We start from the raw sequence: 16,326 nt of genomic DNA, 5'->3' as shown, positions 1-16,326 counted from the left end.
GGATTCTGTGAGTGAGCAAATGAAGAAAATAGATAAAAATAACATAGCCAACATTCTCGGACTGACAACCATTCAGGAAGGTCTGCTTTTTCATCATTTAATGGAGCCGGAAGGTAATGCCTATTTTGAACAAATGCTGATAAAACTAGAGAGTGAACCAGCACGTGATCTTTTTGAAAAAGCATGGCAGCAAACGGTTCAGCAAAATGAAATGCTGCGGACGGTGTTTAGGTGGAAGGAAACAGCTAAGCCAATTCAAGTGATATTACAGCATCATAATATAGATATCCGTTATCAGAGCATGCCGTTCGAGAAAGGGATTTCTCAGGATAAGCTGAAGGAGGAGCTTGCGGCCCGTGATCGGAAAGAGCCGTTTCAGCTTCAGGAAGTCCCTTTTCGTGTCACACTTTATCAAACAGAAGAAAACGGGATCTGGATGATGATCAGCTTTCATCATATCTTGATGGACGGCTGGAGCATGGGGATTGTCCTCAAAGAGTGGATGGAGTCATATCAAGCGTTATCCATGGGTCAAACACCTGTTGTTTCTCAAAAACCGTCATATCAAGCATTTGTGAAATGGCAGCAGGAACAGCAGCGTAAAACAAAAGACAGCCAGGCGTCATTTTGGAAAGGGTTATTGAAAGACTGGGAGCCTGTGCAATTGCTGCCGAATACAGAAAGGCCAGGGAAGCGAAATGCTATTTTTTCTAAACATGAGATACAGCTTCCGGTTTCAGCAGGAAAGGCTCTGCGCTCACTCGCTGCTGAACGGCAAGTTACGCTTGCTTCCATTTTATATAGTGTGTGGGGGCTGCTGCTAAAGAAGTATTCTGATCAAGAAGAAGTGGTGTTCGGAACAACTGTTTCAGGAAGAAGCGCGGATGTACCGGGAATAGAACAAATGACGGGGCTGTTTATTAACACCATTCCGCTTCGTCTTCGCTTTGCGCCTCAATCCACGCCTTTAGATGTGATTCAGCTTGCGCATGAGCAGATTGCCAAAAGAAGTGAATATGAACATACACCGCTGTCTGATTTAAAAACATATGCGGGTCTGACGGCTGAGCAGTCATTATTTGACACGATTGTCGTGATTGAAAATTATCCGCTTGATCAAATGCTTAAGTCAAACAGTCTTCCTCTTTCAATCGAACAATATGACATGTTTGAGCAAACTGAGTTTGATTTGACATTAAGTGTACAAGCTTTTGATGAACATATTCATTTTTCATTTATCTACAATCCTGGTGCTATGTCTGCTCTTCAAGTGAAGCAGCTTGGGGATCATTTTCTCAACCTGTTATCGGAAGTGATTGACAATCCGGCAGATAGATCTGTGCACCGCTTGAATATGCTTTCTGAAGATGAAGTGTATTATCAGCTTGAAGAGTTTTGCAACTATAAAGGTATGTCCGGCAACGAACATGAGTCTGTTATTGATTTGTTTGAGCGGCAGACAGCAAAGACGCCGGACGCTCTTGCTGTGGAGTTTCGCTCGGAATCCCTGACCTATGATCAATTAAATAAAAAAGTGAATCAGCTCGCCCGTTTTTTAGAAGGTCAGGGAGTCAGACCTGCACAAAGAGTCGGTATTTTAACAGAACATTCAATTGAAATGGTGATCGCTTGTCTCGCTGTATTAAAAGCGGGCGGCGCTTATGTTCCGGTTGATCCCGATTATCCGCCGGAAAGAATTGAATATCTTCTTCAGGACAGCGGGATAAACCTGCTGCTGACAGAGGATATCGATGGGCTGGTTTACTCGTACGACGGTGTGAAAATAGATATTACCGATCAGAACCTTTATCAAGGAAACGACAGCAATCTGGTGAAACAATACGGTCCGCAAGACATTGCGTATTGCATATATACCTCTGGAACAACAGGCAGGCCAAAAGGGGTGCTTGTTAAGCATCTGGGTCTTGAAAATTATGTTTCCTGGGCCGCCGAGCAATATGTAAGAGGCCATAAAAGAGATTTTGCCCTTTATACGTCTTTATCTTTTGATTTAACAGTAACTTCTATCTTTACCCCGCTTATAACCGGAAACGCAATTATTGTGTACCAGGATAAAAACAAGCAGCTTCTTGTGGAACAAATACTGAAAGATAATCGGGCCCACGTTATGAAGTTAACGCCGTCCCATCTTCATTTCATTTCCGAGATGCCGTTTCAGGACAGTGTCATGGAGTGCCTGATACTGGGGGGAGAGCAATTAGAAACCTCCCTTGCGGCGAAAATTGAACAAAACTTCGATGGGAAAATTGAAATTTTCAACGAATACGGACCGACAGAAACGGTAGTCGGCTGCATGATTCACCGCTACTCATCTGAAATGGATAAGGATCTGTATGTGCCGATCGGCCGGCCTGCAGCACATACTGATATATACATTCTTGATTCACATATGAATCTGCTGCCCCGAGGAGCAGCGGGAGAACTCTATATTGCCGGAAAAGGAGTAGCAGAAGGCTACTTGGGCCGGAAGGAACTGACGGCAGAGCGATTTGTGGCGCATCCTTTTAAGCCCGGAGAAAAAATGTATAAAACAGGAGACGCAGCCCGCTTTTTACCAGATGGAACCATTCAATTTTTAGGCAGAAATGATGACCAAATCAAACTTCGGGGTTATCGGATTGAGAGCGGGGAGATTGAACATTGGCTCTGCCGGTACGGACGGATCAAAGGGGCGGCGGCTGTCGTGAAGAAGGACGCGTCCCAGACACCGTGCCTGGCTGCTTATCTATTCACTGATGAGACGATTGATGAAAAGCAGCTGCGTGAATACCTGCGCCGTCATGTGCCGGAATATATGATTCCATCCCGATTTATTGTGATGGATGAGATGCCGCTGACGGCTAATGGAAAACTGGATAAAAAAGCACTGCCCGAGCTTGCCGCAGAGACAAAACGGAAGGTGCTTGCGGAGGCCCCCGCTTCTGAAACAGAAAAGATGGTGCTGGAGGTTTGGAAACGTGTACTTGGTCAAGACAGCATCAATGTTCACGATAAATTTTTTGAAATCGGCGGCACTTCCCTGCATTTGATCCAAGTCAATCAGCAGCTTTCTAAGGAAACGGGAAAAAGTATTCCGATGGTTGAGATGTTCCGCCGTCCAACAGTTCAGTTGCTTGCTGAATTCTTATCAGGCCAGGATGAAGGGCAATCAAAAAAGAAAGCACCATTCATATCAAAACGGAAGGCTCCTTCAAATGACAGCATCGCCATCATCGGGATGGCCGGGCGTTTCCCCGGTGCTAAAAACATAGATGAATTTTGGCATAATCTGAAAAACGGCAAGGAATCCATCTCTTTTTTCACTGATGAAGAGCTGTTTGCGGCGGGCATTGATGAACAAACATTTACAAGAGGTGATTATGTAAGGGCGAAAGGAATCATCGACGGCCCTGATTTATTTGATGCCTCTTTCTTTGGCTATTCACCGGGGCAGGCAGAGGTCATGGACCCGCAAATCCGCCTTCTTCATGAGTATGTATGGAAAACGCTGGAGGACGCAGGATGTGTTTCAGCTGAATATGAAGGGAAAATCGGTTTGTTTACAGGAACAACCTCAAATTTTCAATGGCTCCAGCATTTCGCTGACTCATTAGACGGCAGGATGTCAGAGCTGTTTGAAATCGGCTCTTTAAATGATACTTATACAATCAGCACGCGGGTTGCTCATAAACTTAATCTGAAAGCTCCAGCCATTACCCTGCAGACCGCTTGTTCAACCTCCTTGGTCGCGCTGCATTTGGCTTGCAAATCAGTGCTGAATGGAGAATCCGATATCGCTCTCGCAGGAGGTGTGTCCATTCTCCATCCGGTTAAGTCAGGCTACATCTATCAAGAGAATATGGTGAAATCGCCAGACGGCCATTGCCGAGCCTTTGATAAAGACGCGAAAGGCACTGTAGGAGGCGACGGAGTCGGATTTGTCGCAGTGAAATCGTTGAGCCGCGCGTTGGCTGACGGCGATAGGATCTACGCGGTTGTAAAAGGATCTGCGGTCAACAATGACGGTGACCAAAAGGTAGGCTTTAATGCGCCGAGTGTGGAAGGCCAGACAGAGGTTATAAGAGAGGCGATTGCTGATGCGGGGATTGAGCCGGAAACCATCAGCTATGTGGAAACCCACGGGACAGGTACAGCTCTCGGAGATCCAATTGAAATTGAGGCCTTAACTAAAGCATTTCAAACGAATAAAACCGCGTTTTGCCGGATTGGTTCCGTAAAAACCAATATCGGACACCTTGATGCTGCTGCAGGCGCGGCGGGTCTCATTAAAACAGTTCTATCTTTGAAGCATCAACAACTTGTGCCTAGTCTTCATTTTAAAGAAGCAAATCCGAATATTGATTTTGAAAACAGTCCTTTCCTTGTCAATGACACGCTCCGGACGTGGAAGAAAACAAATGCTCCGAGACGTGCAGGCGTGAGCTCATTCGGTATGGGCGGCACCAATGCCCATGTGATTCTGGAGGAAGCGCCTGTCAGTGAACGTGAAAAACATTCGCGTTCGTATCAGCTGTTTCCTCTTTCAGCAAAAACGATGAATGCTTTAGAAAAAACGAAAGACCTTTTGCTCGAACACATGGAAAGGAACTCTGAACTTAATGCAGCAGACGCCGCCTATACACTTCAGGCTGGAAGACAGCACTTTGATTATAGGCAAATGTTTGTGGCAAAGGACAGGCAGGATGTCATCCGACTGCTTTCCGAGAAAAAGGACAGAGGACTCAGTCGAATGTCGCGGATTCAGGAAAAAAAGGAGAAAAAATTGATCTTCATGTTCACAGGCCAAGGCAGTCAATACGTGAACATGGGCAGGGATTTATACACGGAGGAGCCGTTTTTCAAAGAGACGATGGATCACTGTTTTCAAGAATTTTATGAAGCAACTGGTGAGAGGCTTGAGGATATTCTATACCCTGATCAGCAGGATGAAGAAGCTGCCGCGATAAAGCTTCAAGAGACGAAATATGCCCAGCCGGCTATTTTTATGCTGGAATATGCGCTGTCACTTTTATTGATGAAGTGGGGGCTGCGGCCATGGGCTATGATCGGCTACAGCTTTGGTGAACTAACGGCTGCCGCGGTATCGGGAGTGTTTACGCTCAGTGATGCCATCAAGCTGATCAGCTTGCGTGGACAAGTGATGCACGAAGCGCCGTCAGGCATCATGTTAAGCGTGCCAATGCCAGAGGAAGAACTGAAAGCGATTCTCCCCGATTGCATTTCATTGGCTGTTGTGAATGACGCTTCTTGCATTGTGTCGGGGCTAGAGTCTGACATTTCAGCGTTTGAAGAACAGTTAAAAGCCAAAAAAGTGCTTTGTATGAGAGTAAAAGGTTCAATTGCTGCCCACTCGCACGTCATGGCTTCCGCCGCTGAACGATTTGGAAACACGGCTAAGAACATTTCTTATCAAAAACCGGGTGTTCCATTCTTCTCGAATTTAACGGGAGACTGGATAGCGGATGAAGAAGCTGCGGACTATGACTATTGGAAGCGGCACATGACTGAGACTGTTCGTTTTGCTGAGGGGATTGGCGTGTTAACGAAGCAGGAGCATGCTATTTTTATCGAAATCGGCCCGGGACAAGATTTAAGTGTGCTTGTGAAGAGATCGATTAACGATGAGATGCGCCAGCATGTTTGCAATGTGCTGAAACACAGCAGGCAGAATATGTCGGATGTCCAATTTTTACTCAGCAGAATTGGCACGCTGTGGATGTATGGCGCAGTCATTGATTGGCGCGGGCTGCATGAGGGCGGAAATCCTGAAAAAATTACTATGCCGCAATATCCTTTTGAAAAGGAATCCTTCTGGCCCAAACGGAAGCATACTGCCAGCGGAAAAGGCAATAAACATTCCGGAGGAAAGCTCCCGCTTCAGGAGTGGTTTTATCTGCCGCAATGGGAAAAAGAAATCCTGCCAATTTCCCGAGAGATTGAAGCGGCGGAACAACGTTTGCTTGTCTTCATGGAGGATGGCGATTTTTCACATAAGCTTATTCAGGGGCTGCAATCTGCCTGTGCTTCTTGTGTCATCGTTAAAAAAGGGCATAACTTTCAGCAGGTTGAAAAAGGAGTGTACACACTTCGCCCAGACTCTGCGGAAGATTACTGCCGTCTCTTTGAAGTGTTGGAGAAGGAAAAGATTCAGTACAGCCGGATTTTGCACCTCTGGGGGCTGGCGGAGAAGAATGAAACCGCTGCTGCCGAGTGGATTGAGCAGATGCAAAACGAATCCTATTACTCGTTGCTTTACTTAGGGCAAGCATTGAAAAAGAAAGGAACAAACCAGGAAATTTCGATCTTTGTATTATCGTCCCTTACGTATCAGCTTGATGGAGAAGAAACGTTATATCCAGAGAAAGCCGTACATCTGGGGCCGAGTATGGTCATATCTCAGGAAACACCGTTCCTTCGCTATCGAGTGATTGATATAGACAGGCAGAAAGAAGATTCCTGGAAAGAAGACAAGCTGCTGGGACTCATCAGATCTGAGCTGATGACCGAATCAGGCAATCTCCTAACGGTTTACAGAAATAATAAAAGGTACACCAGGAATTTTATTCACAAAGCAGTGCCTGCAGAATCATCGCAAGGGCACCTTCGTCCCGGAGGCGTATATATTCTGATTGGCGGGCTGGGCTTCATCGGTTTACATGCTGCAAAAACCATTGCTGAGAAAACAAAAGGAAAACTTATTCTGACAAGCCGTTCCGGCCTTCCGCCGCGGAGTGAATGGGAGTCCTTAATCAGCACGCATGTTGAGGATGATCCAACTGTTAAAAAAATAAAATCAATATATGAGATAGAACAAACAGGCGCGGAAGTTATTGCTGTTGCTGCTGATGCAAGCTGTGAAGCGGATATGTCTGAATTGGTTCATGCGGCTGAACATAAGTACGGCTCCATACATGGCGTAATTTATGCAGCTGGAATAACAGGCGAACAATCATTCAGGATGATGGAGCAAACGGATAGAAGTTTTTCGAATGCTCACATTCAAGCAAAAATGACGGGCGTTGCGGTATTAGAAAAAGTGTTGGACGATCGGCCGCTTGATTTCTGCTTTTTGATTTCGTCCTTGTCTCCGATATTGGGAGGACTTGGATTTACCGCCTATACTGCAGTTAACCATTTTGTTGATGCCTTTGTATATCAACATAATGCGCAGCATCCTGTTCAGTGGACAGCCATAAATTTAGACGGCTGGGAATTTGAAGACGGCAAAAAACCGGATATTCCAGTCGGAGGGGATTTAGAAAATACCCTGATTCGTGCGCATGAGGGCAGAGAGGTTTTCGAGAGAATTTTCACATTTGATCATATGGATCAGATTGTCGTGTCTGCCACGGATCTGCAGGAGAGGATACAAAAATATGTGAATCGTCTGCACCAGCCTAGCGATGAACAGCAAGAAGAGGACGTTTCGCTGTACGGGCGGCCAGAGCTTACCGCTGAATATGTTGAACCAGTAACTGATATGGAGAAAGAACTTCTTGTTTATTGGCAGTCATTTTTCAAAATTGATCAAATCGGCATAGACGATGATTTCTTTGAGATGGGCGGTGATTCTTTAAAGGCGATTACTTTCATTTCCATTATTCATCAAGCGTTCAATGTGGAAATTGCGCTGCCGGATTTCTTTAACATTCCGACGATCAGGCAGATGGCCGAATTTATCAGCCAAGCCGACAAGAAGATTTACAGAAAGATAGAAAAAGCTGAAAAACAGGATTATTATCCGCTGAGCTCAGCGCAAAAACGGCTTTATCTTGTTCAGCAGTTAGATCAAACAAGCACTGGCTACAATGAGTTCACTGCCGGCCGGATTGCAGGAAAGCTTGATATGCAAAGGCTGGAGAATGCGTTCCGGCAATTGATTCATCGTCATGAGAGTTTAAGAACATCCTTTAAAGCAATAGACGGTGTTCCTATGCAGTGTATAGCTGAGCATGCGGAATTTCATGCAGACTTTTTTGACCTATCCCATTTGGCAGGCCAGGAAGGGCAAAACGAAAAAGAACAAGAAGTCATCAGCAGCTTTTTAAAGCCGTTCCAGCTTGATCAGGCACCCTTGATGAGAGCTGGTGTGATGAAGAACTCTGAAAACGAGTATATTCTGATGCTCGATATGCACCATATTATTTCTGACGGTCTATCTCAGGATATCTTGGTCAGCGAGTTTATGGATCTATATGACGGCAAAGAGCTTGCACCGCTTGAACTGCAATATAAAGATTTCTCAGAATGGCAGAATCAGATGCTTCAGTCTGATGACCTGAATGAGGTGAAAACATATTGGCTGAAACGGCTTGACGGCTTCAGTGAGCTTCAGCTGCCGGCTGATTACCGGAGACCTGATGTCAAAAGCTTTGCCGGCGCCCATTATCGTTTTGATGTAAGCAAAAAAGAGCTTGAGGCGTTTAAAGCCATTATGGCCGATGAAGACGCCACGCTGTTTATGGGACTTTTATCAATCTATCAAGTCCTGTTGCACAAGCTCACTGGACAGTCCGACATTGTAGTCGGCGTTCCGGTTGCGGGGAGAAGGCAGGAGGAGCTGCAGCGGATCATCGGTATCTTCGTTAACATGCTTCCGCTTCGGTTTTATCCGGAAAAAGAGATGACGTTCACTCAATTTCTGCACCATGTCAAGCAGCTGGTGATTGATGACTTTGATCATCAAGATTATCAGTATGAACATATGGTTCAAGACTTGAAGTTAGATAGGACGTTAAATAGGAATCATATTTTTGATACCGTTTTTGCTCTGCAAAATCTAAGCCAGCCTTCTTTAGAGGTAGACGGGATCACACTAACCGACTATGAATATGAAACAGCAGTTTCCCGGTTTGATTTGCTTTGGATCGCTTCAGAAGACGAAAACGGTTTATCTTCTGTCATTGAATACAGCACTGAGCTGTTTACAAGAGAAACGATTGAAGGCATTGCGAAAGGGATTAAAAAGGTGCTGTCAGCCGTAATTGATTGTAAGCAAACCGCTCTCAAGGATATTGACCTGACTTCAGGCATCAATGATTTAGAAAAGGTATCGTTGCTGGAACTAGACGATCTGAAAATCTAGCAGAAATAGGTGAATAACAATGAACCAAACCGATGTCTTTCAATTAAAAACCGCAGCTCTTGAAAAAGTGAAGGAGCGGCAATATTGGACTTCTGTATTAACTCAAATCCCGTCGGACTGCCGTTTTCCTTATGATTCACAGCTTCTTGATCAAAACGATGAAGAAGCTTCAATACCTTTTTCATTCTCGGCTCAGCTGGAAAAGGCCATCTTAAAGGCATCCGGAGCTTCAGATTTGCGTATGTTTATGATTTTGATGACTGCGGCAGTCACATTGCTGCACAGGTACGATGGAAGAACGGATATCATGGCGTCGGCCCCTGTGTTGAGACAGCGGGAAACACAGCCGGTGATCAATGATCTTCTTCCGCTGCTGGTGAAAATCAATCCTTCTATGAGTTTCAGAGACTGTCTAGAGCATGTGAAACAAGCTTTTCAAGAAGTGTATGCCCATCAAAATTATCCTGTGAAAATCCTATTGGATGAGCTTCATCCTTTGCATAAAAAAGGGGAGCCCCGCTTCGGCATCTCCCTTGCTGTGAATGATCTTCAGCAGCCGGTGTCATTGAAAGCGCTGGACACGAATCTATTTTTCTCCATTCAGTGTGATGAAGGGAGATTGACTGGAAAGCTGAGCTGGAATTTGAAACATTACACATTCGATACTGCTGAACGGATAGCCGGCCATTTTTGCATGCTGGCAGATCAGGCTTTGTCGGCGCCTGAGACTCTGGTCTCTGAGCTGCAGTTACTTTCTCATGAGGAGAGAGAGAGAGTCATCACGACATTTAATCACACAAATCAACCATACCCGAAGGAAAAATCGATTGTCGATCTCTTCAAAGAACAGGCAGCTCTCAAACCTGATCAGCCTGCAATCGTGTATGAAGATGTCAGCTTCACATACGGTGAGGCTGATGAATTGTCAGATCGGATTGCTGCTTTTTTGACAAAAGAAGGCGTTTGTCATGAGGAGCCTGTGGGGCTGATGGTTCATCGCTCGGCAGAAATGGTTATCGGCATATTAGGCATATTGAAAGCAGGTTGTCCTTATTTGCCGATAGATGTAAATATGCCGTCCGAACGGATGGATTATATGCTGACAAACAGCGGGTCGCGGTTTGTGATCACGAACAAGGGTTATGGCACTTCTGCTGAGGATCAAAAAAGCTTATGTATAGAGGAAATGATGAAATTTGAAGGTGCGGCGGAGCATGGGCGCCTGCCGTCTCCTGAAAATCTCGCTTATGTGCTGTATACATCAGGGACAACAGGAAAACCGAAAGGCGTGATGGTGGAGCATCGTCAAGTCATCAATTTAGTATATGGCATAGACAGCCTTCATTTTCAGCCATTTTCACAAGAGCACCTCCGTATCGGCATGCTTGCTTCACATATTTTTGACGCATCCGTGCAAACGATATTTCCGGCAGTGCTTCTTGGACACACCTTATATATTGCGCCAGATCATGCAAGGATGGATGGAAAGCAGCTGTGGTCTTTTTATGAGGAGAACCGCATTCATATTTCAGATGCGACACCCTCTCATTTGCGCCTCATGATCAAAGCCGCTGAGAAAGAGCCGCATCACGTTGACGAATTGAAGTTAATAATGGCTGGCGGCGAAATGCTGCCGCCCCAATTGGTTCAGCAATATTTACAAACGTTTCGTGCGGGTAAGCCGGTGATGACAAATAATTACGGTCCGACGGAATGCGCTGTGCAGTCAGCGGCTTTTACCATACCTGAGTCTTGGAATGAACCCGTCGTACCGATTGGCAGGCCGATGCCGAATGAACAGATTTATATTTTGGATCATTGCGGACAGCCTGTGCCCATCGGCGTATACGGAGAACTGTGCATTGCCGGAGACGGGGTGGCAAGAGGATATATCCGTCAGCCAGAGCTGACGGCAGAAAAATTTACAGAACCGCAGCATATTCCTGCCGGCAAGCTTTATCATACCGGCGACTTGGCGAGATGGCGTAGTGACGGCTTCATCGAATTTTTTGGCAGGTATGATGATCAAGTAAAAATAAGAGGATTCAGAATAGAGCTTGATGAGATTAGAAAAGCCTTGCTTGATTACCGGGAGCCGGGACAAATCGTTCATGATGCGGTGATTATTCCAGTTCAAAAGGAATCAGATGATCCGTTTCTTGTGGCGTATCTCATTTCCGACCAAAAACTGAAAACTCGAAAAATGAGAGGGTTTTTAGGAGAAAAGCTGCCGGGTTATATGATTCCGAGACGTTTCATCCGCGTGGACTCATTTCCAATGAACCTGTCAGGGAAGCTTGATCTCAAGGCACTCCCAGACCCCTTTGAAGAGCCTGAATCTGACGAGCAGGTCATAAAACCGCACAATGAAACCGAAAAAAAGCTGGTTTCCATTTTTGCCGGCATTCTGAATATACCTGAATCTGATATCAGCATGGAAGATAACTTCTTTGATATCGGCGGAAACTCATTTCATATCGTAGAACTATCGAACAAATTGAAAGAGCAGTTTGGACAAGAGCTGTCTGTTGTTCAGCTGTTTCAGTATACATCTGTATCGGCAATAGCTGCCCAGCTCAGCCGGCAAGCGGAGTCTGAGGGTTGTCAGGCAAATGCAGAAAGTGAGGAAGAGGCAGCGGAAGATTTAGAAAATGTCGCACAACTGTTAGGCGGGATTTCTGATGAGTAAAACAACAGGCTTAGAAATAGCGGTTATCGGAATGGCTTGCCGTTTCCCCGGAGCCAAAAATATTGAAGAGTTTTGGGAGAACATGAAAACGGGCACGGAATCCATCACATTTTTCTCAAAAGAAGAGCTTATGGAAGCCGGTGTGCCTAAAGAACAGCTCGATCATGAGAATTATGTCAGAGCCAAAGGAAAAGTAGACCGGCATGACCACTTTGACGCGGCGTTTTTCGGCTACTCACAGCGAGAAGCTGAGGTAATGGACCCGCAAGTGCGCATGTTTCATGAAGTTGCGTGGGAATCTCTTGAAAACGCCGGCTACAATCCCGAAACCTATTCACAGCCTATCGGCTTATTCGGCGCTGCGTCTGCGAATTTGTACTGGCAGGCAAGTTCAATGCTGCTGAGAAATAGCAGTTCTTCTGAACAGTTTGCTGCTGTTCAGTTGACGGACAAGGATTTTATGAATACACAAGTTTCTTATAAATTAAATTTGAAAGGGCCGAGTATCGCGGTGGATACAGCCTGTTCATCTTCTCTGACGGCGGTGCATCTCGCGTCCAGAGCTTTGCTTACCGGCGACTGCAAAATGGCGCTGGCCGGAGGTGTAACGGTGACTTGCCCCCACAAAAAGGGCTATATGTATCAAGAAGGAATGATTATGTCGCCGGACGGCCGCTGCCGCGCATTTGACGCGGAAGCCAATGGGACAGTCGGGGGAGAGGGCTGCGGTGTTGTAGTGCTGAAAACCTTAAAGCAGGCGCTGAAGGATCAAGATCATATTTACGCTGTCATTAAAGGTTCCGCATATAACAATGACGGCAGCCGTAAAGTCGGTTACACCGCGCCAAGTATCGAAGGGCAGGCCGATGTCATTAGAAAAGCGCTGAACATCAGCCGTGTAGAGCCCGAAAGTATTTCTTATGTCGAAGCGCACGGCACGGGCACCTCGTTAGGAGACCCGGTTGAAATAGAGGCGCTTACACAAGCGTTTCAAACTGAAAAGAAGCAATACTGCGCAATCGGCTCTGTTAAAACAAATATCGGTCATTTGGATTCCGCCGCGGGTATTGCGGGGTTTATTAAAACGGCGCTGAGTCTCAAAGCGAGAACTCTGCCGCCAAGCCTTCATTACAAAAAGCCTAATCCTAAAATTGATTTTGAAAATAGTCCTTTTTATGTCAGCACATCAGCAAAGCAATGGACAGTAGCTGACCGGGTGTTTCGAGCGGGCGTCAGTTCCTTTGGGATCGGCGGCACGAATGTTCATGTTGTGATGGAAGAGCCGCCGATGAAGGAAAGACGTCATCAAGAGGATTATGAAGACTGCCTTATGCTTATTTCTGCCCGTTCTGAAAAAGCGGCAAAGAAGGCCGCGGATCAGGTCAAGCGATTTATAAAAGAGAATGAAGAGGTGCCGCTCCAAGACGTTTCATACACACTGCAAGAGGGCCGCAGGCATTTTCAATATCGTCAGGCGTTTACGGCTGGCCCTTTAGGGATAACAAGCGATATGGCAAGTACTTCAAAAGCGCTGGAGAAGCCGGCCGTTGTCTTTATGTTTTCCGGCCAAGGCTCTCAATACGTCAATATGGGGAAACAATTGTATGAACAAGAACCCATATTCCAGGAGGAGCTGCGCCGCTGTTTTGACATTCTGCAAGCTGAGGAAGGACTCAATATTAGAAGCATTATGTTTCCGAATAATGAGGCAGAAAGCGAGGAAGCTGAACAGCTTATCCATGAAACCTCGTATACGCAGCCTATTTTATTTTCTTTTGAATATGCGCTGGCGTCCTTCTTAATCAAAAAGGGGTTAAAACCGCAATACATGATTGGCCACAGCATAGGGGAATTAACGGCAGCCTGTCTGTCAGGCATTTGTTCATTGGAAGACGCGCTTCATATGGTTGTGATGAGAGGCCGATTGATGCAGGAAATGCCGGAGGGAGAAATGTTGAGCGTCAGACTGCCCGGCGTAGAGACAGAAATGGAATTGACAGAAGGGGTTGAGCTATCGGCTTCAAACAGCTCTGATTTATCGGTTGTATCAGGCCTTATGGAGCCAATCAATGCTTTTGCCGCGCGCCTTCAGTCGAAAGGAGTGGCCATTCAGCACTTAAAAACGTCCCATGCGTTTCATTCAAGCATGATGAAGCCGGCAGCATCTCGTTTTGCTGATATTCTGCAGGAGATAGAATTCCAAGCACCAGACCTTCCGTTTATTTCAAATGTGACAGGCGATTGGATACAAGCAGATCAGGCCGCAGATCCGAAATACTGGGCTTCGCAAATCACGGAAAAGGTTGATTTTCATTCAGGGCTGAGCACGCTTTTACAAATGAGTAATGTTGTATTTGTTGAGATCGGGCCAGGGAACACGTTGACGCAGTTTGTGAGAAAACATGAGGGTTTTATGGCGGAGCAACATGCTGCGGTTAATATCATCAGGCATCCAAAGGAAGTATCGTCTGATCGTGTCTATCTGTTAAACCGCATCGGCAGGCTTTGGACGCATGGTGTAAACATGAACTGGGAGCACTTTCGCCAGGGGGGCTCATATGAAAGGGTCCCGCTTCCGACTTATCCTTTTGAGCATCAAGTATTTCCCGATCCGCAACCAGCTCAGGGCGGCATGGAAGAAAAGATCAAAAACGAATTGAAATTAAACATTGCCTCCAGTGAAGAACAGCTTCCTTTTGATAAGTGGTTTTCCGTCCCGCATTGGGAACGAATGGAACCAGCCAATGAGACATTCACTCATCAAGGAAAAAGGATACTTGTCTTTGAAGAAAACAATAATGTCAGCCAATATCTCCTAAAGCAGCAAGCGGAAGCCGTGTCTGTCCTCCCAGGTGATTGCTTTGCGGAAATGGACAAAAACACGTTTACGGTAAACCATCGGGATACGGCCCACTTTCGGAAGCTGCTGGATGAACTGAATGCAAGGGGGTTTATCCCTGATGAAATCATCTGGATGCGGCTGCAAGACTGTGATTGTTGTGATGGAGATCTTGCAGAGCGCACAATAGCCGGTTATCTTCCCCTCCTTGATCTTGTCCGTTTACTTGGAACAGAGAGCAACAAAAGATTCAGCATGACCGTAGTGACCAATCAAGCTCACGATGTGACGGGAATGGAGGAGCTTCAGCCTCATCAGGCTGCGCTGACCGGAGTCTGTTTAACCATTCCGCAAGAGTATCAGCAGATCAGCTGTAAAGCTGTTGATCTTTGTCCGGACCCGCGGCACGGTCAATCAAACTGGCCTGAAATGATTTCTTATGAACTTAAAAAAGAGGATGATCAGCCTATTGTGGCTTATCGCGGAAACAGCAGATGGATTCGGCAGGCGAAGCAGCCGGGCAAGCAAGATGAGATTGATATGGCCGGCAATCTCAGGCATAAAGGAGTTTATATCATTACAGGCGGCCTTGGCGGGATCGGATTATCTCTTGCATCTCATTTAGCTGAAACAGTTCAAGCAAAGCTTGTGCTGCTAAGCCGGACAGGACTGCCCGATAAACTAAGAGCAAATGACGATGCAATCAAAAAACTCAAAGCTGTTGAAGAGCTCGAGAAGGCTGGAGCCGAGGTGTTGGTATTACAGGCGGATATTTCAGATGAGGCAGAGCTTCAAAAAGCCTTGCAAACGGCAGAATCTCGTTTTGGACAAGCCATTCACGGCGTTATTCATGCAGCGGGCATTCCTGATGGCAAAGTGATTCACGCAAGGACACTAGACGATGAGAGGCAGATGGCAAAAGCCAAAATAACAGGAACCGCTCTGTTAAGAAAAGCGCTTAAAAACAAACAGCCGGACTTCTTCATCATTTGTTCCTCTCTTGTTTCATTTTTAGGAGCGGGAGGCCAAGTCGGCTACGCTGCATCAAACGCATTCTTGGACAGCTATGCTCACGCATGCCGAAAAGAAGGCGAAAACATGGTGTCGGTTAACTGGGACCGTTGGGAACAAGTAGGGATGGCATATGAATCAGAAACGGCAGCCATTCTTTCGAAGATAGCGGACAAGGGAGAGCAACAAGGAATCCTGCCGGCTCAAGGTGCGAAAGCATTTATGAGAGCTTTGCAGCTGCGCTACCCGCAAGTCCTGATTTCGCTGCAGGACGTAAACAAACGAATAAAAGACAGCTATGTGAAAGAGGACAGACAAACCGCTGCGCATGTGCTGACAAAAGACCGCTTGGATACACTTGAAGAAAGATTAATGAATATTTTTAAGGATTATTTTCATGCTGAGACAGATGTAAATATGAATTTCTTTGAATTAGGAGCCTCTTCACTTGATCTGCTTCAGGTGAGCGGGAGAATCAAAAACGAGCTCGGTGTGGATATCCCGGTTGTGATGATGTATGCACACCCGACGGTTGCAGCATTAACCGAAGCCGTCAAAGCACAGCAAAGCGGTGATGACTTACACATAAAAGGAATAGAGCCAGATCGCCAAAAAGCCATAAATGAAGGGAAAAACCGGCGAAAACAGCGAATGAGACGAAAATAGATGGGAGGCTGATTT

At 46.0% G+C, this 16,326-nt stretch carries 3 protein-coding genes; all 3 read left to right on the top strand.

Features of this window, described 5'->3' with window-relative positions; all coding sequences use genetic code 11:
* Positions 1 to 7: 7 nt before the first annotated feature.
* Genes BFW96_RS16565 through BFW96_RS16555 form a run of 3 tightly spaced genes read left to right on the top strand, consistent with a single transcriptional unit; the run spans position 8 to position 16,311 of the window.
* On the top strand, positions 8 to 9,106 hold the full coding sequence (locus BFW96_RS16565) for a hybrid non-ribosomal peptide synthetase/type I polyketide synthase (RefSeq protein WP_069840051.1): 9,099 nt from the start codon (positions 8 to 10) through the stop codon (positions 9,104 to 9,106).
* Between the two features lie 19 nt (positions 9,107 to 9,125).
* Positions 9,126 to 11,795 carry a non-ribosomal peptide synthetase gene (locus tag BFW96_RS16560; RefSeq protein ID WP_069840050.1) on the top strand — a complete coding sequence of 890 codons (2,670 nt, stop codon included), beginning with the start codon at positions 9,126 to 9,128 and terminating at the stop codon, positions 11,793 to 11,795.
* Positions 11,788 to 16,311: a type I polyketide synthase gene (locus BFW96_RS16555; protein ID WP_069840049.1), complete on the top strand. Its 4,524-nt coding sequence runs from the start codon at positions 11,788 to 11,790 to the stop codon at positions 16,309 to 16,311. Before BFW96_RS16560 ends, BFW96_RS16555 begins: the two co-directional genes overlap by 8 nt.
* Positions 16,312 to 16,326: the final 15 nt, after the last annotated feature.

This window comes from Bacillus sp. F56, from assembly GCF_001748205.1.
GTDB lineage: Bacteria > Bacillota > Bacilli > Bacillales > Bacillaceae > Bacillus > Bacillus stercoris.
Note: the sequence above shows the minus strand (reverse complement) of the source record. Positions and strands in the feature narration are given on the sequence as shown.

Coding starts and splice junctions, on each gene's coding strand:
- BFW96_RS16560 (WP_069840050.1), top strand. CDS start 9,126: ATGAACCAAACCGATGTCTTTCAATTAAAAACCGCAGCTCTTGAAAAA.
- BFW96_RS16555 (WP_069840049.1), top strand. CDS start 11,788: ATGAGTAAAACAACAGGCTTAGAAATAGCGGTTATCGGAATGGCTTGC.